Origin of the sequence: Sphingobacterium sp. PCS056, from assembly GCF_023273895.1 — a bacterium.
In the GTDB taxonomy this organism is placed as follows: Bacteria; Bacteroidota; Bacteroidia; order Sphingobacteriales; family Sphingobacteriaceae; genus Sphingobacterium.
On record NZ_CP096883.1, the window covers coordinates 3,016,974 to 3,036,814 of the forward strand.

Consider the following 19,841-nt stretch of genomic DNA (forward strand, 5'->3'; position numbering starts at 1 on the left):
ATTAAATTTGCGCATGAATTTTTCTTCTAAATTATTAGAAAACGCTGTTTCAGAGTTTGGACGTCTACCTGGAGTAGGTCAAAAAACTGCGTTACGACTTGTTTTGCATTTGTTAAAACAATCTGACACGGAAGTTTTACGATTTACATCGGCGATAAATCAATTGAAGGAAGAAATTCAATATTGCCGCATTTGTTTCAATATTTCAGATTTTCAAGAATGCGAAATCTGCACCTCTTCAAAACGTGATCATTCCATCATCTGTGTGGTAGAAGATACACGCGATGTAATGGCTATTGAAAATACAAACTCTTATCAAGGAAGTTACCATGTATTGGGAGGGCTTATTTCTCCAATGGATGGGGTAGGACCGTCTGACTTGAAGATCGAAGGATTGGTGGAGCGCATGCGGAAGCGCGACATCAAAGAAGTAATATTGGCATTGAGTGCTACCATGGAAGGCGATACCACTATATTTTATCTGTATCGCAAATTAAAAGAATTCAATGTTCAGGTCACCACCATCGCCCGCGGTATTGCTTTTGGAGGTGAACTCGAATATGTCGATGAATTGACCCTTGGAAGATCAATTGCAACAAGAACATTATACGAGCGTCCTACGCTGTAGCTACGCAGATTTCATATAATAATAATTGTAAGAGCTTTGTTACCCGACAAGGCTTTTTTTTAGTTTGCTTTTTAGTAAAAAGTTGTATTTTAACAGATTATTAAATCTAACACAACCAAACTATCATTTATTAAATAAGTATGAAAGAAAAAAATAGCTCCAGAAGAGATTTCTTGAAGAAATCCGTCACAGGAGCAGCGGCATTTACTATTGTCCCTCGATTCGTATTAGGAGGACAGGGATACTTGGCACCAAGTGACCATTTAACAAAAGGCATTATTGGTGTAGGTTCAATGGGTCGTGGTCATTTTGGATACGCGGGGACCAAGACAGTGGCCATATGTGATGTGGACACCAGACATTTGGCTATTGCTCAACAAGCTTTAGGCGGAGGAGTCAAAGAGCATCATGATTTTCGTGATCTCATCAAAAACCCCGAAGTCGATATTGTACATATTGCAACCCCACCACATTGGCATGGTCTGATGTCTTTAGAAGCAGCTCGTGCTGGAAAGGACATCTGGTGTGAAAAGCCAATGACACGTACGATAGGTGAGGGTAAAAAAGTTAAAGAAGCCATCGCACAGCATGGCAATATGTTTAGACTAAATACATGGTTTCGTTTTAGCGATAATTTTTATGGAATGAATGTTCCGGTAAAAAAGATCAAAAAATTAGTAGATACCGGGATGTTAGGCTGGCCATTAAAAGTCACGATCAGTAAGCATACAGGTTTCGATTGGAAATTTTATTGGGTGGGAAAAGAAAATCTTCCTGTTGAACCTGTACCTGCCGAGTTGGACTATGAATTGTGGTTGGGTCCGGCACCGTTCAAACCTTATAGCACACACCGCGTGCATACGACTTTTAGAGGTTATTGGGATTATGATGGCGGAGGATTAGGAGACATGGGACAACATTATTTAGATCCTGTGCAATATTTCTTAGGAAAAGATGGCGAGAGCCCCGTTTCTGTAGAAGTAGATGCACCTCAGCAGCACAGTGATGCTGTTGGTACTTGGAGAAGAATCACCTATACCTATGCTGATGGTTGCCAAATTATTTTAGATGGAGAAGGGAAAGATGAAGGCATGGCTTATATAGAAGGACCAAAAGGTAAACTATACAAAGGCTTTGTCTCGGATATCCCAGATATGGAAAGAAAATTATCACAATTTCCAGAGCCAGCTCCGCAAATTACAGATTTCTTAGAATCGGTACGTACACGCGAGAAATTTGCATTGAATGAAGAAAACGGATATCGCTCCTGTACGTTGGTAAACATGGGCTTAATTGCATTACGTTTAAATCGTTCATTGAAATTTGACTCTACCAAAGACGAGTTTATCAATGACGATGCAGCAAACCGTTTAGTTTATCAACCAATGCGTGGTCCTTGGTCAATGTAATTTTCTAATCTATCTAAAATGAAAAAAGTTTTTAATACGATATCTGCCTTATTAATACTTCAAGTGGCAGCATATGCACAACAACCCCAAAATAGAACAACAGCAACTAAAATAGCCGATGTCTTGGGCCAACAACCTGCCGAAGAGAAGGCTAAGTTTTTATACGCGATGAACGAGTTGGAAAACTTTACATCAAGTGAAATTGCGGCGATGCTCAATCAGTTGAAACCGCAAGGCCAAAACAATGCGCAGGTAGAATATGCCACAAACAGCTATTCTTTTTATGTTAACCAACCAGGTAAGGAAAAACAGAAAGAAGTATTTGTTCAAGGTCTATTAGATGCATTGGGCACGGTAAAAGAAGATACCAACAAAGCCTTTGTATTGCGTCTTTTACGTCAGTGTGCAACAAATACTGCTGTTAGTAAAGTCGCTACTTATTTAAATACCCCATATTTGGCTGATGCCGCAGCACGCACTTTGGTTTCCATCAATACGAAAGAATCCAGCGATGCACTTGCACAGGGATTAGCGAAAGTAAGCGATGAAAAATGTGCAGTTGCGCTCGTGACCGCTTTGGGAGATGTTAAAAACCAAAGCACCGAGACGGCTATCATCGCTTTGATGGATAAGTTCAAATCGGATAGCTTCAAACGTACCGCTTTGATTGCCCTGAGCAAAATTGGCGGGACGGCAGCACTTCCTATCTTTGAAAAAGAACTTAAAGCCGCAAATTATAGTTATGATAACCTGAATGGTATTGGTTTAGGTCTGGACTATGCCGAATCTTTAATCGAGAATAAGAAAAATACGGAAGCTGTTGCATACTTAAACACCTTGTTTGCTGAAGCTTCTAAATTAAAAGCGATCAATGCACAGGTAGGCTCATTAACCTTATTGACAGAACTGGATGCTAAGAAACAAAAGAAAAATTTGTTTGCAGCAGCGCAAAATGAAAATAATGTTTACCGTCATGTTGCTTTAAGCTTATTGCACAAATATGGAGATGCCAATGATACTAAGAAGCTGTTAGGATTAGCCGCGAAATCAAGTCCTGCTGTGCAAGAATCGCTGTTGAACTATATGGCTCAAAACGGTTCGATAAGTCAATTAAAAGCAATCGAAAAAATCGTTGGCAAGTCTACAGATGCGCATGCCAAATTAGCGGGTCTGTCGGCGATCAATCTCCTGTCTAAAGGTGCTGACTCGAAAGCCTTAATTGACAATCTGTCAACTGATGCACAACTGAATGAATCGATCAAAGCGCTTTTGTTAAGTTCAAAAAATGAGCAGACAATGGATGTGATCAACAATTCATTAGCAACTGTCGATGATGCAAAGAAAATTCAATTATTGGATATTTTAAGTACAAGAGCCAATGCTAATTCTTCACAGGCAGTATTGGCGCTGAATAGCACAAATGCTGATGTTAATAAAGCGATTAATAAGGCCTTGCCAAATGTTGCACAAGAGAAAGACCTAGATGTACTGGTCAATTTATTGGCAAAATCGGAGGATGCTTCAAGTAAGAATTTGGAAGTTGCAATTGCCAATGTGATCCAATCTAGTCAAAATAGAGACCAGCATATTCAGAAACTAGCGGCTAATATTTCGAGATCTGCAGCACCGAGTGCAATCAGGTATTTTCCGGTTTTTGCAAGATTAGGCGATCAAGAATCACTGAATGCAGTGGCTAATTACTTGAAATCTGATAATCCTGACCTTCGAAATGCTGCTGTAGCTGCCATTGCTGACTGGTCTACACCATTAGCGTTGAATGAACTGATTCAACTTTCCAGAACCGATCTATCGGCTGATTTAAATGGAAAAGTATTCGCAGGACTGGTTAAGAATATCAATAAATCCAGTGAAACAAATGATCAGAAAACGCTTTTATTGAAAGATGCATTTGCTGTCGCTAAAAATACCACTCAAAAAAGAACAGTCTTGGCCTCATTGCAAGCAACAGGTACATATCAAGCATTGGTATTTGCGAGTAAATACATGAAAGACCCAGAGTTAAAAGGAGCGGCTGTCAATACAGCGATGAACATTGCTTTGGATAATAAGTCTTTTGTAGGTACGGAAATCCGCACGATATTGAATGAAGTTATCGGTAATTTAAGTGGAAGCGAGAGCTCTTATTTAAAAGAAGCTGTTATTAAGCATCTTGCTGAAATGTCCAAATCTGAAGGTTTCGTGAGTCTTTTTAATGGACAGGATCTGACAGGCTGGAAAGGTTTAGTTGCCAATCCAATCAAGAGAAGTCAGATGACAGAAAAAGAATTGGCTGCAGCACAACTAAAAGCGGATGAGCAAATGCGCCAAGGATGGATAGCTAAAAATGGGGAATTGATCTTTACTGGAAAAGGAGACAATATCGCGACAATCAAACAATATGGTGATTTTGAGATGTTGGTGGATTGGAAGTTGGATAAAAATGGTAAAGAAGGGGATGCTGGAATATATCTTCGCGGTACGCCACAAGTGCAAATTTGGGATATATCCAGAGTACACGAAGGAGCTCAGGTGGGTTCTGGAGGTCTGTACAATAACCAAAAAGCAGAATCGAAACCATTATTGGTGGCGGACAATCCATTAGGAGAATGGAATACCTTCAAAATTAAGATGGTTGATGACAAGGTTACAGTTTACTTAAATGGTAAATTGGTTACAGATAATGTGCCTTTAGAAAATTATTGGGATCGCAATCAATCCCTTTTCCCGACCGAGCAGATTGAGTTGCAGGCTCATGGTACGGTAGTGTCGTATAGAGATATCTATGTGAAAGAGCTGGCTAGAAAAAATGTATTTCAATTGAGTGCAGCTGAAAAGAAAGAAGGTTTTGAGGTGCTGTTTGATGGTACAAACTTAGATAAGTGGACGAAGAATGATGGTTATGTCATCAGTGATGAAGGATATCTTAGGGTAGTGCCGGATGCTAAATTTGGTGGTAATCTTTATACAAAAGAAGAGTACGGCGATTTTATCTATCGTTTTGATTTCAAATTGACTGAAGGTGCCAACAATGGTGTAGGTGTAAGAGCTCCATTAGAGGGTGATGCAGCTTATGCCGGTATGGAAATCCAAGTATTGGATAACACTGCTGATATCTATAAAGACTTGAAACCTTACCAATACCATGGTTCGGTATACGGTGTTGCAACGGCTAAAAAAGGATTCTTAAAACCAGTAGGCGAGTGGAATACGGAAGAAATCGTGGTAAAGGGTAATCGTGTTCAAGTTACTTTAAATGGCACCGTGATTCTTGATGCTGATATTGCAGCGGCAAGTAAAAATGGTACTTTGGATGGTAAAGATCATCCAGGTTTAAAACGTACTACTGGCCATCTTGCTTTCTTAGGGCATGGATCTGAAGTATTCTTTAAAAATATCAGAGTGAAAAAATTGAAATAAGAATTATCTTATTTTATTGATTAGGTCCTTATTAATATCAATTAATAAGGACCTTTTTCGTACTGATACCCCATTTATCGAAATGTTCAACAGTTAGATTGATAACTTTAGGGATCAACATTCTTAACAATCTATGTTGCTGCAGACCTATAAAAATATTTAGATGACTGACAACCGATTGAAGAATTCATATTGCTGATCAATAGAACTAGGTAATCGATAGAAATGGCACTTGAAATATATGGATAAAAAATAATATCACACGTTACGGTAGGCTGGATGAATATTAGTGAGCTGTAGAATTTGAAAATACATTCATCACCACTACTCCCGAAACAATCAAGATAATACCAATCACCGCTGGCAAATCTAGTGTATGTTTAAAAACAACAACAGAGATAACAGTTGTCAGCACAATACCAATACCACCCCAGATGGCATAAGCAATACTGAGCGGTATAGACTTAAAGCGCCAAGGAGAGGAAATAGAAACATGCAATAAAAGCAATAACCGTGATAATGGAAGGAATTAGCTTTGTAAAACCGTTAGATGCTTTCAAAAAGCTGCTGCCCGTTAATTCAAATACAATCGACAGCCCTAAAAATAAATATTTCATGATATTTTATATATGATTTAATAATCATACAAAGTAACGTTAGATTGAGACGAGTTTTTTTGATATAGATCAAATTCAGTTATCAAGTACCAGGTAGTACGTAATTATTTTTTTCGAATACGACTTAATGTTTCCTGCGTAATGCCCAAGTAGGAGGCGATATGTCCCAAAGAAATCCGTAAAGAGGCTTCTGTTTCATTCTTCAACAACGTGTTGTAACGCTCCTCCGCAGATTCTGTCTGTAGTGAAATGGCACGCTCCTCTAATATTTTACAATATTCTTCCGCTAATTTTCTACCAATGGTTTCCATCTGATGGTACTTTTGGTACAGCTCATTCATATCTTCTCTTGAGATGTAGTAAATGGAAGAATTTTCTAAAAACTGAATACTTTCTTGGGAGGGAAGATTAAAGAAAAGTGGAATCACCGAACCTAATATGGTATTTTCAATACCAAACCAAACATTAATTTCTCGACCTTCTTTATTGTAAAATGCACGAACAAGTCCGTTTTCGATAACAAACATATTGGATACAACCTGACCTTGTTTAAGAAAAAAATCCCCCTTCTGTTTGGTCATGAATTTAGTTCTACTTAACAGTTCTTGCTCAAGATCATCATGAATTGCTCCATATTTTTTTAGTTGTTGAATTAAAAGATTCATATTTTTTGTTACTTCCTTACCTATTAAAATATTCAGAATATCTCTATACCCTTGTTCCAAAATATCACTTTATGTATGTAAGCGCTAAATTTGAAGCCTTATAAGCCAATATCTATATATGAGCTTCTGTTTGCAACTACAATAACAAAATTACTCAGATTTATAATATTATATGCATGATATCTCATTTACATCATCCTTATAGGGATAGGACGTAGTGAAAAACAATTTTTATCCCCATATCTTAACTGTTGATCCCTTATCGGGATCGTTTGAATCCTGGTATTGTTCATGCACTTTCTGTTTTTTTTAAGTTGGAACAGCACAAAATAAGATTGATCTGATCATGATCAAATAATCAGGTCAATATCCGGGATATGGAATTTATGATTGCCTATTGTCAATGGACTAGTAGGGTAACTCTTCACAGTTAAAACCCTTATTCTGCAAGAGTGAGATGATGGACGCTGCATTTTGCTTTTGCGTATCAATACGTAAGATACGATCGCAATCCTGTAAGTCGAAATTCCATTTACCGGGGGTACAGTACGCAGTAAGATCGTATGCTAAGTCAAGAATATCTTTTTCAGTTTCAACTGATGTCTTAAATACATAAATCATATGGCTCGTTGTTTTAGTTTTTTAAATATAATCTGTTATAGTCCTTTCTTTCCTTGCAACCAATAGCCCTGTGCCGATATGCGTTTCGCGCCTTTGTTTTTAAGAACTTTTCGAAATGTCTGGATAGAAATGACATTGCCGACCAGTATATAGCTCGCATCTAACCATTCCTCATCATAGAATATGGGAAGATCAGCTATCCATTTCTCATGCGAGAATGATCCATTTTTTGGGAATATCTGATAATTTTCCAAGCCTAATAATGCTGGAACCTCTTTATTTTCATCGTCCAATTCCAGATAAAATTGAAATAAATGTTTGTTTTGCTTTAACATAGGAAGTAAAGAGCAGGCTAACCCTAACGATGTCTCATCTCCAAAAAAAAACTGATGTTTGATCTTCTGCTGATATACCTTACGTCCTCTTGGGCTACTGATATAAAGTTGATCACCTATGTTCAAGCTATGGGCGTATTGGCTACCAGGACCATTGTCGTGAAGATGGAATATAATATCCAGGATACCCGTACGGATATCGTGATAGGCAATGGTGTAATTACGATATTCGATATCATTGACACGTATGACACTGGCATAGCCTATCTGAAAATTCATATGAGCAATATTACTCCGGAAGCGTACTTTTTTAAGATACGGGCTAAGGTAAGTGGCGTATATGACTTCGGCGCGCTGTCCGACGACACTTTCTAATAGTTTTCCTGCCCATTTGGGTATTGTTGATATCATGGTATTCCTTTTTAGTTCATTACAAAGGAACATCGAATTTACAGTGTAAACAATGGAGTAAAGAAAGAGTGTATTGGACTAATCGCGGTTTTTATTCCTAAAGGATAGGGCTGACATTCCAGTTGCCTTAGTGAAAAGTCTGGAAAAGTAGGCATAATCCTCGAAACCCAACGTGTCAGCAATTTCTTTTACCGATTGGTCAGAATGGTAAAGCAGTCGCTTGGCTTCTAAAATAATGCGCTGCTGAATATGATAGGATACCGGCTGGCCAGTACTGTCTTTTACACATTCATTCAAATAAGAGGTTGAGATATTGAGGATCAAAGCATAAGCCGAAGGCCGCTTTATCGATACAAAGTCTCGCTGTAATGCAGCTTTGAAAGCTTTAGTAATCTGCTCTGATCTAGAAAGCTTGTCAATAGGTGTGGAGCCTTCTAGGTATACTGAAGTGAGCAGTCCAATCAAGGTATTGCAGCTGTCTTTTAATAAGGAGTGATACAATTGCTGATTTTTTCGTTCAGATAGGTTAAGACATAGCGATGCACTATTGGCTAGGATAGAAAAGATATCTTCTTGAACCATTAGAGGTTTGAGGGGAGCCAGCTCTTCTAACAAATGGAGGTATTCTGGATTTATATGTTCACTATTGATCCTCAAAAAACTACCGTTCACACTTGTCAGAGCAACAATACGATGTACCTGATGTGGATGTATATATAGAATAGAAAATGGCTTTACAGTATATTGTTGAAAATCTATTTCGATTACCGTAGTTCCATTTTCTAACAAGAAGAACGAATGGTAGTTATCACGGTGTGATCGTCTGACTTCATCCAGATTCATGATATCCTGTTCATCAAAGTGTGCTTTGCCCATACTGATTCCAGAGCTGAATTCAGCAGTCATTGTTTTTATAGGGATGGACTTATTTTTTTGACGCATGATTGGATGTGTATATCTTTAAACCTGATTACTGTCACAGCTAAGAGAAGCAAAAATACGAGAAATATTAAAGATTGGTGGGCACCGTTTATTTTTGCTCTACAATAGTTCTGAAAGTGAGGTTAATCCTCGGGGTATGGATCTTTTTTGTTGGAGGAAGCCGATGTAGCCAATGGGATTGAGTTTCGTCTTTCATCACCAGCAAGCTACCATGTTCTAAGGTCAATCCGACATGCTCTTTCGTTTGTTTATGTTTGAAAGCAAATTTACGCACGGCACCAAAGCTCAAGGAGCCGATAGCCCCATTTTTCTTTAGATCTTTTTCGCCATCACTATGCCAGGCCATACCTTCATCCCCGTTATGATAGAGATTGAGCAAGCAAGAGTTAAAAGTCTCACCAGTCATTTTTTCAATTAAAACTTTCAATTCCAACAACTCTTTTGACCACGGTAGTGCGCGCTTTATTATATTCGAATAGGTGTATTCAAAAGCTTTTTCCCCGTACCATGCAACCTTTCTTTTGGTCACTATATGTTTGCCAAAAATAACAGCCTCATCATGGCGCCATTCGATAGCAGCTAATAATTTTTCATAATAGCGATTGGCAGTTTCCATATCCACGATTGGACCATAATAATGTACAGTACCATCTTTTGGAAGCCAATTTTTTGAGCTATCTACAGGGTAAGCGAATAATTCCATATCGTTAATTTATGCTTTTTTTTTATTTATGTTAAGTTTGCACCCTTATAAAGGACGATGTGTAAACGGGATTTTTACCATTGATCTTCTGTTCGAGCACTTTCCCAACCTATTATGGCAGTTTTCCTTGTCGGTCCCCACATATATCCTCCCGTAATGCCAGAAGATTGGATAATGCGGTGGCAGGGGATAAGAAAAGCAACCGGATTACTCCCAATTGCGGTGCCAACTGCACGTGACGCTTTTGGATTTCCGATCTGTTGGGCAATGGTACCATAAGTCGTCAGCTTTCCCATAGGAATTTTTAGTAAACTTTCCCAAACCTTCAGCTGGAAATCAGTTCCCTTGAGGTGTAGCTTAATTTCCGATAGCGCAGACCAATCATTTTGAAAAATATAAAGAGCATTTTCCTGCAGCTCATCTTCATGGTGATTAAATACAGCATTCGGAAATTTAGCATGGAGATCCTGAAAAGCTTTTGTTTCATTATTTTCAAATGCTATATAACAGACCCCTTTTGTCGTGGATGCAACGATAAGTTTGCCAAATGGACTATCTGCAAAGCGATAATTAATATGTAGAAATTGACCGCCATTTTTATATTCAGCAGGGCTCATCCCTTCAATATTGATAAATAAATCATGTAGACGGCTTGTACTGGAAAGCCCCGTCTCGTATGCTGTATCAAATAGAGTAAGCCCCTTGTTTTCATTCAGTAATTTTTTAGCATATTGAATGCTGATGTACTGCAAAAACTTTTTAGGACTTGTACCTGCCCATTCCGTAAAGAGCCGTTGAAAATGGGATGGGCTTAGGTGAATCTGCGCAGCGACCTCATCAAGATTAGGTTGCTCCTTAAAATGATGTTGTATATATTCGATGGCGGAGGCGATTCGATTGTAATTTAAACTTGCTTGTGTTTCCATTCCATTTTTATTTATTCACAAATTTCAATATGATTTTGATTTTTTACAATCCGAAACATGCTGACTTTTAGCCGATCTCCCTTACCACATGATCATCAATTGGATGCTGCTTGAACAACACAACCTTTTATATAATCCTTGTGCGCTGCGCATTCAAAAAAGTTTTAGCAATATAGCTTACATCCGGGGGGTATCTTGCTGGCATTTCATTTTTTAATTCAATTCCTACCCAACGATATAAGTGATTGCCAACCTGACAGTCCCCTCCTCATTTTGATCAACAAACAAGAAATCCAGATAAGTTCCCTTGTCTAAGTTACAAAAACCGTAACCTTTCGGAGCTATGTTCATAAATTTTTCTTGCTAAATGATGATTTGCCCATTCTCAATAGTGTATAAAAAGCAAAATAGCAATTCATTTGGGATCTTTTTAGCAGGTGAATATTAAGAGAGGCCTACGATCCAATCAAATTTGTAAAAAAAATACCGTTCAATTTATGAGCCGGTAAAACGTGTTTCCTAGCGATTGGAGATGAGCTATATTTCAAGCAGTGGATTGAGATAGGTTGAAATAGATCGGAGAACGCTGATTGTCGCCGATTTTACGGAGTCCACGGAAACCATTACCTCACCGATCAATATTCCTTTTTCAACGATAGTTTGTGCCTGTCCGATGGATAGTGAATTCGACGGACGGTAAATAGGCATAGATTTACATCAGTAAAACAAATCAATCATTCAAAAATTAGTATTATGGAAATTATTCAAACCTCAGAAAATGCATTATCACACTCATCAGTAACAGCGATCATTCATGCACCTATCGAAAAGGTAAATATTGCAGACTGGTTATTGAACCTACCTGATGCAGAATACCAAAGATGCTCAACACAGCATATCGCTGCTGCAATCTCTACAACGTTTGATGGAGAACCCGTTTCACTTAATGTCGAAACAATAGGAGACGCATTAATGGTACAGCACTACGTAGCTGTTGTCCATGAACCGGCATACTGTCGAATGCTGTCGATTTCAGATTCAATCACTAAAGGGGGGCGTACAAAAGTACAGGTACTTTGGGAACTTAGGGCTACCAGAATTGACGATAATACTTGTCTTTATACCAATGAGATCCACGCTACAGCTACTCCAGAGATGCTGGCTTATATCAAAGAAAATGGAATCAATCTTTCCGATGCAGCAGCAGCAAGACAGGCTGCTTCAGATGCCCACAATCATGAAGAGACACCGAACTTTGCTAAAAGTATCGAAAATAAGGCCATAACAGGAAAATACAATCAACCTTTTTAAAAAAAATGTTTAAGATGGAAAAGACATTATTTGAAAAATTGATCGGTACCTGGACCTTAGTGGAATTGCAAGAAGTAGCGCTCGAAAGTGGGAGCATTTCCTACCCCATGGGTGAAATGCCAAAAGGTCTGATCATGTATAATCCTGATGGTTATATGTCTGCTCAGATCATGAATCCAGATCGCAAGAACTTTAAAAAGGAACATTGGACTGGAGCTACAGCAGAAGAATACAGGCAGGAGGGATCCACCTATTTAGCATATTCAGGGCCTTTTACTGCTGATCAGAACGAACAGACATTAAGCCATGTCATGTATATTTCTCTTTTTCCGAATTGGACAGGTCAAACACAAAATAGGATCATACGTTTTGAAAATGAATATCTGTTTTTAGAAAGCGGTAAATCCTTCCTGTCCGAGGGAAAAGAAGTTGTACATCAACTTAAATGGAAAAGAGCAGAAAATTTAAAACCCAAAAATTGATTCAAATGAAAACGGTTGCAATGTCAAGGTATGGTGGTCTTTTTTGAGGAATTGGTAAACGAATATGATAGGGTTTAATTGAAAATTTAGAACGCTAGATGAATATACTTTAACAGGGTGGTTTATAGTTTTTTTGCATAAAAAAGGAGACAACTTATCTAAAGTGCCTCCTTTTGTGTCCCCGAAGGGAGTCGAACCCATATCAACAGAACCGGAATCTGCAATTTTATCCATTAAACTACAGGGACATGCTAGCAAAGATATACTATTTCATGAAAAATCAAAATAGCTAATTACAATCTCTTGCCAACGCTCTCATCTTTAGTCAATAAGATTTAAAGTTAAGTTTACGGCGATATCTGGAGTTCCGCCACCTAGTATTTGGTAGTTCTTATTGTTCCAATCTGCTGCTGTTACAGCGGATTTGCGTAAACCATGCATCAAGACAATTTTCATCGGAATATTACTCGCGGTTTGCAATACTTTCCAATTACTTTGTAAACCGACTTGCTTATCCAAGTAGGTAAAGTTGATCTGTTCCTGAGTAGGACCTACGAAGAAAAATTGATGTTCATCTGCATCGTCAGCGATCTCTTGTTGAACCTCATGGCCATCAAAATCATATAATTTTAGATTCATATCGTAGTTTCCTTTTTTCAGATTTAGGACCTTAGTTTCTTTATCTGTTGCATCTATACTAACAACTACTGATGCATTGGTGGTTTTTTCCGTAAATGTTAAGGTCATCGTTTTCATTTCCTCATTATCATGTTCGTGGACAGGGTCATCTTTCTTACATGAGTTGAAAAGGAGTACGGCTGCGACTAAGATTAATTTGCTGCTGTTAATGATTTTTTTCATGATCGTTATATTTATTAAAATGTGTAATTGATTGTTAGTTGTACATTTCGGCCCACTCCGTGACTGTAATAACGGAATAGATCTGTATAAGATTTGTATTTGCTATTCAATAGATTTTCCACCAGTAAGCGTGTCTGCAATTTATTGTTTCCGAGCAGGGAACCTAGGCTTATTGATCCATTTATTAATTGATATGCCGGCGGAGGAGAAGCCATTTCCATACTTGCGGTAGACATAAATTGCTTGGCATAAACCTCTTGGCCCAACGCAAATTTTAAATCTTTCATCCAGTTATGATTTCCTTTTACTAAATAGGCTATTTCATGGGTATAAGAAAGAGGAGGAATAAGGGGCAAATAATTATGATCATCTAAATTTCGCGCATAGATGAAAGAGGAATTGGCACTATATTCTAAATTTTCTTTAATGAGGTATCTTCCTTGTATATCGATTCCTGTTAGTAGCGCATTGTTTTGGCTGTATTGCCAAATCGGAAAAGTACCTGAAAGATTTTGTATGTATTCAGAAGTGGGTTTCACATAGATGTAATGATTAATGAAGTTGGCATAGACATCGATATTTAAGAAATTTTTCTTTTCATGAATATTTAAACTTGTGATCCATTTCAAACCTTTTTCTGCTTTTAAACTCGCGTCACCTCTTTCGTACCTTGCCGTACTTTGATGTATGTTTTGACTGTATAATTCTTGTGCAGAAGGTGCTCTCCATGCCAGTCCTAGATTTGATTTTAAAACCATGTGGTTATCGATAGAATAGGATACACCCAGATTGGTCGATAGGTTGTGAAATTGATTGTCTCCTCCATAAGGCTTACCATAGAAATCATATCCTGCCGCATCAAAGTTTTTGAAATCATAACGCGCTCCCAGTTCGTAAGCCAGTCGATTTCTTTGCCATTGGTAGATACCATATGCCCCGATGTTGACTGCACTATAATTAGGAATCAATGGTGTATTGAATGTGCCGACAACATTATTATTGACCTGTGTCTGTGCTTGCAGTCCTGTGATGAGTTTTTGGTCGATACCTTCCACGGTATAGGATACATCTAGCGCATGCGAGCGCAAAATCATATCCATGCTAGGAGTAGCACTGCGACCCGCCCGTCTTTTATCATATTCCTTGCGGTGATTGTTTTGGAAAGCATATTTTATGGATAATGTTTTGTCACTGCTCAATTGTTGGTTATAGGCCAATTGAAGTACATCGTGTTTGACCTCTTGACGTGGCGCTTCGATACCGTATGAGAATCCGAATATTTCACTAGGGTAGGGACGTCCATAAGCAATACGTTCTTGAAACGAAGCTAAATCTCCGATATGGGTTGATGACAATATACCTGCTTCATTATGATATTGCTTATAGGAAACTTCAACATTGGCATTCTTGTATTGATAATCAACAGCGGCATTTAAATTGTAAATGCGTTGTCCTGTATTGTTGAGGTAGTAGTCTGGAGTTTTTCTATTCCCACTTTTGGTATAATTTCCATTCAAGGTCCATTTTAAACCCGGGATAGGAGAATTACCTTCTAAGTTCAATGCTCCCTGCATACCTTTGCCATTGGTAAATCCATTGACACTGATTTGTCCCCTAATACTATCAACTTTGTTCCAAGGTTTGGATGACAGTAAAACAGCACCACCTAAAGCTTCTCCTCCATATCGAAGGCTTTCTGCTCCCTTCAAGACAGTAATGGAGTGTGCTGCGTAAACATCAATTTCTGGTGCATGGTCATTTCCCCATTGTTGACTTTCTAATTTCATCCCATCATTCAATATGGCTAAACGATTTCCATAAAGACCATTAATAATGGGCTTGCTGATCGTAGAACCTGTCTGTAGCAGCTGCACACCAGAAACTGTTTTTAATACTTCCGCTAAGGAACGGTTGCGGTTTTCGGATAATGACAACGCATTTACCTGCTGTGCAATTTGTGTTTTCGCGGCAGTTTGATAACCATACACTTGCGTTTCAGCAAGTTTTTTAATATCTCTTTTCAATCGTATGATAATGGGCTGATTGTCTTTTACATAGGTGGTGTCATTTTCATAACCCACTAATGAAGTTATCAACTTTAGCGGTAAGCTGCGCTCCGGGTTAAATTTAAATTCACCTGAAAAGTTAGTCGTTACAGGCTTTCTGTGGCCTTCATAGTGGATATTTGCGCCATGAATGGGGGCAGTGTTTCCCATGTCAATTACCTTTCCGCTTACCGTCCTTTGTTGTGCATATAAAGTATGAGAGGTACCTATGCTTAGAAGTGCCGGTACCATGATAGCAAAAATGCTGAGTTGTTTTGTTATGCTTGATTTAATCACGGGTCAAAAATACAACAATGTTGCATTATTTGAAAATTATAATGCAACATTGTTGTGTTAAATTTTTAAAACCGTGTTATATGACTTTAAATCAATGCTTTTAGTCTGCTTGGATATCTGTTATATGAAGTTATGACATCCATCGTTAAGGGATAAGAAGATATCAAACTTTAGCTTTTTGAAGCGATATTAATTTTATTTAGTTTGATAAAATATCTAAAATAGCGTAGAACCAGGTTATAAATGCACTATTCTGGGTATAGGGGATCAAACGCTATTTACGAACGCGGATGATATTGTGTAATCACACTTTGCAAATAGTCGCGGTCGATATGGGTGTATATTTCTGTCGTTGTAATACTTTCATGCCCGAGCATATCCTGTACTGCGCGGAGATCTGCTCCCCCTTCGACCAGATGTGAAGCAAAACTATGACGAAAAGTATGGGGGCTTATGTTTTTTTGGAGACCAATTTTTGAAGCGAGATCCTTGATGACGATGAAAACCATCACACGGGATAGCGCAGCACCACGTTTATTTAAAAAAACGAAATCTTCTTGACCGGATTTGATTTTGATGTGCGCTCTTACTTCGTTAATATAGATTTTTAAATATTTTATCGCTTGACGACCAATAGGTATTAAGCGTTCTTTATTTCCTTTTCCTTCGACTTTGATAAATTCGATATCCAGGTATAAGTTCGAGATTTTCAGATTGACCAATTCAGATACACGAAGACCACAACCATATAGTACTTCTAGGATTGTTTTATTGCGCATACCTTCTGGAGTCGATAAATCGATCGCATCGATCAGCTGATCAATTTCTTGGATATTGAGGACGCCGGGTATTTTTCGAGCTATGCGAGGAGCTTGGATCAATTCGACGGGATTATTTTCCCAGTCGTACTCCAAGAGCAAGAAATTATAGAAAGTTTTGAGCCCAGATAAAAGACGTGACTGCGTAAATGGAGAGATACCAAATCCATTTATCCAGATCAAAAAACGTTGGATATCTTTACTGGTTATTTGCTGTACTGCCAGATTATTTTCTTCACTATAAACTTCCAACTTGGAAACATCATTGAGATACGCTTCAATAGAATTTTCGGAAAGACCACGCTCAAATTTCAAAAAACGAGCAAAATCTCTTTTAAAATGCACCCAATTATTTTCTTCTATCATCGTGACAAAAATACAACAGATTAATTGTACTTTCGAACATTAATTTTATAAAACAAACTAAATTAAAAACTTAAGGTAAATCAAAAAAATGAGATTTATTAAACCAATTGCATTAACATTTTTGTTGCCAGCCATCTATTGTACGACCCCAAGTACAGCGGCAACAGCATTCCGTGCTGAAGCGAGAGCAATTTTAGCACAAGACACCGTCAGCTGGAATCAAAATCTTCCATTTGACAATGAAGTCGTTACAGGTAAACTGAAAAATGGTTTTACTTATTATATCCGTCGCAACGTGGAGCCTGAAAAAAGGGTAACCATGTATTTGGCTAATAAAGTAGGTTCAATTTTAGAAACAGACGAACAGTTAGGTCTTGCACACTTTTTAGAGCATATGAACTTTAATGGACTGAAGCATTTTCCAAAAAATGAATTAGTCAATTACTTGCAAAAAGCAGGTGTACGTTTTGGTTCTGACTTAAATGCCTATACCGGTTTTGATGAAACGGTGTACCAATTGCCCATTCCATCTGACGATCCAGAACTATTGAAAAATGGTTTACAAGTGATGCGCGATTGGGCGCAGGATGCTCTGTTATCTGACGATGAAATTGATAAGGAACGTGGTATTGTCATGCAAGAAATGCGTGGTGGTAGAGGAGTAGGTCAACGTTTGCAGGACCAATATTTTCCGATCGTTTTAAATGGTTCACGCTATTCCAAGCGCATCCCAATCGGTACAGAAAAAATCATTACGACTTTTAAACCGGAGACTATCCGTCAATTTCACCAAGATTGGTACAGACCAGATCTACAATCGATCATTATTGTTGGTGATATCGATGTTAAAGATATGGAAGCGCGCGTAAAAGCCCTGTTTTCTGATTTAAAAACTCCTGCTAAAAAGTTGGAGCGTACCAAATACAATGTTGATTTATTGAACAAAAATCAATTTATTGCAATCACCGATCCTGAATTGCCGTACACGGTAGCTCAAATCATGATTAAAAGTAAATCCGAGAAAACAGTAACCGTAAAGGACTATAGAAAGGAGTTGTTGATTTCATCTTTTAATACGATGGTGAGTGAGCGTTTTTCAGAAATTATGCAACAAGCAGATGCGCCATTTATGCAAGCTGGAGGTAGTATAACTGATTTCATCGCGGGCCTAGATGTATTTTCGCTCATGGTGGTTCCAAAGCCAAATCAGCTGGAACTTGGTTTCAAAAAGATGATGACCGAATTTGAAAGAATTCAAAAGTTTGGATTTACACAATCTGAATTGGATAGAGCGATCATAGCTATGAATAAAGCCAACGAAACCTCTTATGTGGAAAGAAGTAAAAAGAAATCGGATAGCTATGTTAATCGTTATTTGAATAATTTTTTAAAGGATGATGCGGCTTTGAGTAACGATGACAGTTACAAAATTACGAAACAGCTTTTGCCGACATTGACATTGACAGAAGTGAATGCATTGATTTCAAAATATTACACTGACCTGAATCGTGATGTCATTATCATGGGGCCTGAAAAAGATAAGGCTACTTTACCGACTGAGCAGATCATTAATACGTGGATAAAGGATGTGGAGGCTCAAAACCTGACAGCCTATGAGGACAAAGTATCTAAATTGCCGCTATTGTCTAAAGAGCCAATAAAAGGGACTATTGTTTCTGCAAAAGAGCTAAAAGATATCCAGGTAAAGGAACTGACGTTAAGTAATGGCGTGAAGGTTATTTTGAAACCTACTAATTTCAAAAATGATGAAATAAGAATTTCTGCATTTAGTGAAGGTGGATCATCTCTATATCCTGATGCGGACTATTACTCTGCGAGTAATGCAGCAGGCTTAGTGGATGCAAGTGGGTTGGGACAACTGAATAATGTAGAATTGCAAAAATACCTGACAGGTAAAAATATTGGGATCACGCCTTATATTTCCGAACGATATGAAGGATTATATGGAAGTTCTGATAAAGAGGGATTAAAAAATGCCTTTGAATTGATTTATGGATATTTTACTGAACCACGATTGGACGATGATGTATATCAAAGTATCATTACCCGTACTCTAGGAAGTTTGGAAAATCGTGATAGTAATCCATCGAATGTATTCTCTGATAAAGTAAAAGAAACACTTTATGGCGATAATGTCAGAAGGAAAAATGCAACGGCAGAACTGGTAAAGACAATTGATAAAAATCGTGCTTTCCAAATTTATAAAGAACGATTTGCGGATGCATCCGACTTTACATTTACGATTGTAGGATCTTTTACTGAGGAGGAAATCAAACCTTATCTAGAGAACTATCTTGCAGCCCTACCTAATTTAGGTCGTAAAGAATCTTATAAAGATCTGGGTATTGTGGAGCCGGCAAAAGGAAAACGTGTTGTTGTTCAAAAAGGTAAAGAGGATAAAGCTTCTGTACAGTTAGCTTATTATGGAGACTATACCTACTCTGAAGATGAAAATATAAATATGGATGCTTTGGAAAGTATCTTGACCATTAAATTATTGGAACGTCTTCGTGAAGCTGAAAGTGGAGTTTACAGCGTAGGTGCATCGGCTAATTACGGTAAGTTGCCACGTGGTCGCTATACTTTTGGTATTGGTTTTGGCACCGCTCCAGATAAAGTCGATGTTTTGATAAAATCTGCGGTTGACGAAGTCGCTAAAATAAAGAAAAATGGACCTGTTAAGGAAGATATCGAGAAATTCGTAATCGAACAGAAACGTCAATTGGAATTACAGCTTAAAGAAAATGGTTTTTGGGTTGGATATCTTTCTGGATCATACCAAAATCAGGAGGATGTAACTGAAATTTTGAGAAAATTAGATGATCTAAATCAAGTATCCGTAGAAAGTGTAAAAGCTGTAGCGGATAAATACCTAAAAGATGATCGTATGTTCGAGTTTATTTTGTTACCCGACGCAAAATAAGGTCTTGTTAAAAACAAATAAAGCTCCTGATTATTTCAGGAGC

17 protein-coding genes, 1 tRNA gene and 1 pseudogene are annotated in these 19,841 nt (G+C 37.9%); 6 read left to right on the plus strand and 13 right to left on the minus strand.

Annotated features, from left to right (window positions below; genetic code table 11):
- Positions 1–13: 13 nt before the first annotated feature.
- The 3 genes from recR to MUB18_RS12465 all read left to right on the plus strand — a co-directional run bounded on the left by recR (position 14) and on the right by MUB18_RS12465 (position 5,454).
- The gene (recR, locus tag MUB18_RS12455; protein WP_262917495.1) at positions 14–628 is read left to right on the plus strand and encodes a recombination mediator RecR; all 615 of its coding nucleotides are present in this window, start codon (positions 14–16) and stop codon (positions 626–628) included.
- A 140-nt stretch (positions 629–768) separates the two neighbouring features.
- The gene (locus tag MUB18_RS12460; RefSeq protein ID WP_045756326.1) at positions 769–2,037 is read left to right on the plus strand and encodes a Gfo/Idh/MocA family oxidoreductase; all 1,269 of its coding nucleotides are present in this window, start codon (positions 769–771) and stop codon (positions 2,035–2,037) included.
- An 18-nt stretch (positions 2,038–2,055) separates the two neighbouring features.
- Positions 2,056–5,454: a family 16 glycoside hydrolase gene (locus tag MUB18_RS12465; protein ID WP_248753297.1), complete on the plus strand. Its 3,399-nt coding sequence runs from the start codon at positions 2,056–2,058 to the stop codon at positions 5,452–5,454.
- Positions 5,455–5,740: 286 nt separating this feature from the next.
- Here MUB18_RS12465 and MUB18_RS12470 read toward each other — a convergent pair.
- The 9 genes and pseudogenes from MUB18_RS12470 to MUB18_RS12505 all read right to left on the minus strand — a co-directional run bounded on the left by MUB18_RS12470 (position 5,741) and on the right by MUB18_RS12505 (position 11,382).
- Positions 5,741–6,071, minus strand: a pseudogene (locus MUB18_RS12470) (DMT family transporter).
- Between the two features lie 104 nt (positions 6,072–6,175).
- Positions 6,176–6,736, minus strand: coding sequence for a Crp/Fnr family transcriptional regulator (locus MUB18_RS12475; protein ID WP_108159022.1), 561 nt, complete (start codon positions 6,734–6,736; stop codon positions 6,176–6,178).
- Positions 6,737–7,144: 408 nt separating this feature from the next.
- Positions 7,145–7,357: a hypothetical protein gene (locus MUB18_RS12480; protein ID WP_045755988.1), complete on the minus strand. Its 213-nt coding sequence runs from the start codon at positions 7,355–7,357 to the stop codon at positions 7,145–7,147.
- A gap of 35 nt (positions 7,358–7,392) precedes the next feature.
- Positions 7,393–8,103, minus strand: a complete 711-nt coding sequence (locus MUB18_RS12485; protein ID WP_248753298.1) for a siderophore-interacting protein — start codon at positions 8,101–8,103, stop codon at positions 7,393–7,395.
- A 78-nt stretch (positions 8,104–8,181) separates the two neighbouring features.
- A complete protein-coding gene (locus MUB18_RS12490) occupies positions 8,182–9,045 on the minus strand; it encodes a helix-turn-helix domain-containing protein (RefSeq protein WP_094773349.1) in 864 nt (287 codons plus the stop codon).
- Positions 9,046–9,133: 88 nt separating this feature from the next.
- On the minus strand, positions 9,134–9,748 hold the full coding sequence (locus MUB18_RS12495; protein ID WP_248753299.1) for an alpha-ketoglutarate-dependent dioxygenase AlkB family protein: 615 nt from the start codon (positions 9,746–9,748) through the stop codon (positions 9,134–9,136).
- Between the two features lie 74 nt (positions 9,749–9,822).
- Positions 9,823–10,674 (minus strand): methylated-DNA--[protein]-cysteine S-methyltransferase, encoded by an 852-nt coding sequence (locus tag MUB18_RS12500; RefSeq protein ID WP_248753300.1) that lies wholly within the window; start codon positions 10,672–10,674, stop codon positions 9,823–9,825.
- 225 nt (positions 10,675–10,899) lie between these two features.
- A complete protein-coding gene (locus tag MUB18_RS21855) occupies positions 10,900–11,025 on the minus strand; it encodes a hypothetical protein (RefSeq protein ID WP_262917496.1) in 126 nt (41 codons plus the stop codon).
- A 186-nt stretch (positions 11,026–11,211) separates the two neighbouring features.
- A complete protein-coding gene (locus MUB18_RS12505; RefSeq protein ID WP_248753301.1) occupies positions 11,212–11,382 on the minus strand; it encodes a hypothetical protein in 171 nt (56 codons plus the stop codon).
- Between the two features lie 45 nt (positions 11,383–11,427).
- Between MUB18_RS12505 and MUB18_RS12510 the strand changes: the two genes are divergently transcribed.
- Positions 11,428–11,985, plus strand: a complete 558-nt coding sequence (locus MUB18_RS12510; RefSeq protein WP_094773352.1) for a hypothetical protein — start codon at positions 11,428–11,430, stop codon at positions 11,983–11,985.
- A gap of 14 nt (positions 11,986–11,999) precedes the next feature.
- Positions 12,000–12,467 (plus strand): lipocalin-like domain-containing protein, encoded by a 468-nt coding sequence (locus tag MUB18_RS12515; RefSeq protein WP_248753302.1) that lies wholly within the window; start codon positions 12,000–12,002, stop codon positions 12,465–12,467.
- A 176-nt stretch (positions 12,468–12,643) separates the two neighbouring features.
- Here the strand turns inward: MUB18_RS12515 and MUB18_RS12520 are convergent.
- The 4 genes from MUB18_RS12520 to xerD form a co-directional block, all read right to left on the minus strand.
- Positions 12,644–12,715 (minus strand) — tRNA-Arg (locus tag MUB18_RS12520).
- Between the two features lie 73 nt (positions 12,716–12,788).
- Complete coding sequence (locus MUB18_RS12525; protein WP_094773398.1) at positions 12,789–13,328, minus strand: hypothetical protein; 540 nt, start codon at positions 13,326–13,328, stop codon at positions 12,789–12,791.
- Positions 13,329–13,342: 14 nt separating this feature from the next.
- Positions 13,343–15,625, minus strand: a complete 2,283-nt coding sequence (locus MUB18_RS12530) for a TonB-dependent receptor (RefSeq protein ID WP_262917497.1) — start codon at positions 15,623–15,625, stop codon at positions 13,343–13,345.
- A 323-nt stretch (positions 15,626–15,948) separates the two neighbouring features.
- Positions 15,949–16,854, minus strand: coding sequence for a site-specific tyrosine recombinase XerD (gene xerD, locus MUB18_RS12535; RefSeq protein ID WP_045752105.1), 906 nt, complete (start codon positions 16,852–16,854; stop codon positions 15,949–15,951).
- An 88-nt stretch (positions 16,855–16,942) separates the two neighbouring features.
- On the opposite strand from xerD, the gene MUB18_RS12540 reads away from it, so the two are divergent.
- Entirely contained in the window at positions 16,943–19,798 is a 2,856-nt protein-coding gene (locus MUB18_RS12540; RefSeq protein ID WP_248753304.1) for a M16 family metallopeptidase, read from the plus strand.
- Positions 19,799–19,841 lie beyond the last annotated feature (43 nt).

Coding starts and splice junctions, on each gene's coding strand:
- recR (WP_262917495.1), top strand. CDS start 14: ATGAATTTTTCTTCTAAATTATTAGAAAACGCTGTTTCAGAGTTTGGA.
- MUB18_RS12460 (WP_045756326.1), top strand. CDS start 769: ATGAAAGAAAAAAATAGCTCCAGAAGAGATTTCTTGAAGAAATCCGTC.
- MUB18_RS12465 (WP_248753297.1), top strand. CDS start 2,056: ATGAAAAAAGTTTTTAATACGATATCTGCCTTATTAATACTTCAAGTG.
- MUB18_RS12475 (WP_108159022.1), bottom strand. CDS start 6,736: ATGAATCTTTTAATTCAACAACTAAAAAAATATGGAGCAATTCATGAT.
- MUB18_RS12480 (WP_045755988.1), bottom strand. CDS start 7,357: ATGATTTATGTATTTAAGACATCAGTTGAAACTGAAAAAGATATTCTT.
- MUB18_RS12485 (WP_248753298.1), bottom strand. CDS start 8,103: ATGATATCAACAATACCCAAATGGGCAGGAAAACTATTAGAAAGTGTC.
- MUB18_RS12490 (WP_094773349.1), bottom strand. CDS start 9,045: ATGCGTCAAAAAAATAAGTCCATCCCTATAAAAACAATGACTGCTGAA.
- MUB18_RS12495 (WP_248753299.1), bottom strand. CDS start 9,748: ATGGAATTATTCGCTTACCCTGTAGATAGCTCAAAAAATTGGCTTCCA.
- MUB18_RS12500 (WP_248753300.1), bottom strand. CDS start 10,674: ATGGAAACACAAGCAAGTTTAAATTACAATCGAATCGCCTCCGCCATC.
- MUB18_RS21855 (WP_262917496.1), bottom strand. CDS start 11,025: ATGAACATAGCTCCGAAAGGTTACGGTTTTTGTAACTTAGACAAGGGA.
- MUB18_RS12505 (WP_248753301.1), bottom strand. CDS start 11,382: ATGCCTATTTACCGTCCGTCGAATTCACTATCCATCGGACAGGCACAA.
- MUB18_RS12510 (WP_094773352.1), top strand. CDS start 11,428: ATGGAAATTATTCAAACCTCAGAAAATGCATTATCACACTCATCAGTA.
- MUB18_RS12515 (WP_248753302.1), top strand. CDS start 12,000: ATGGAAAAGACATTATTTGAAAAATTGATCGGTACCTGGACCTTAGTG.
- MUB18_RS12525 (WP_094773398.1), bottom strand. CDS start 13,328: ATGAAAAAAATCATTAACAGCAGCAAATTAATCTTAGTCGCAGCCGTA.
- MUB18_RS12530 (WP_262917497.1), bottom strand. CDS start 15,625: ATGGTACCGGCACTTCTAAGCATAGGTACCTCTCATACTTTATATGCA.
- xerD (WP_045752105.1), bottom strand. CDS start 16,854: ATGATAGAAGAAAATAATTGGGTGCATTTTAAAAGAGATTTTGCTCGT.
- MUB18_RS12540 (WP_248753304.1), top strand. CDS start 16,943: ATGAGATTTATTAAACCAATTGCATTAACATTTTTGTTGCCAGCCATC.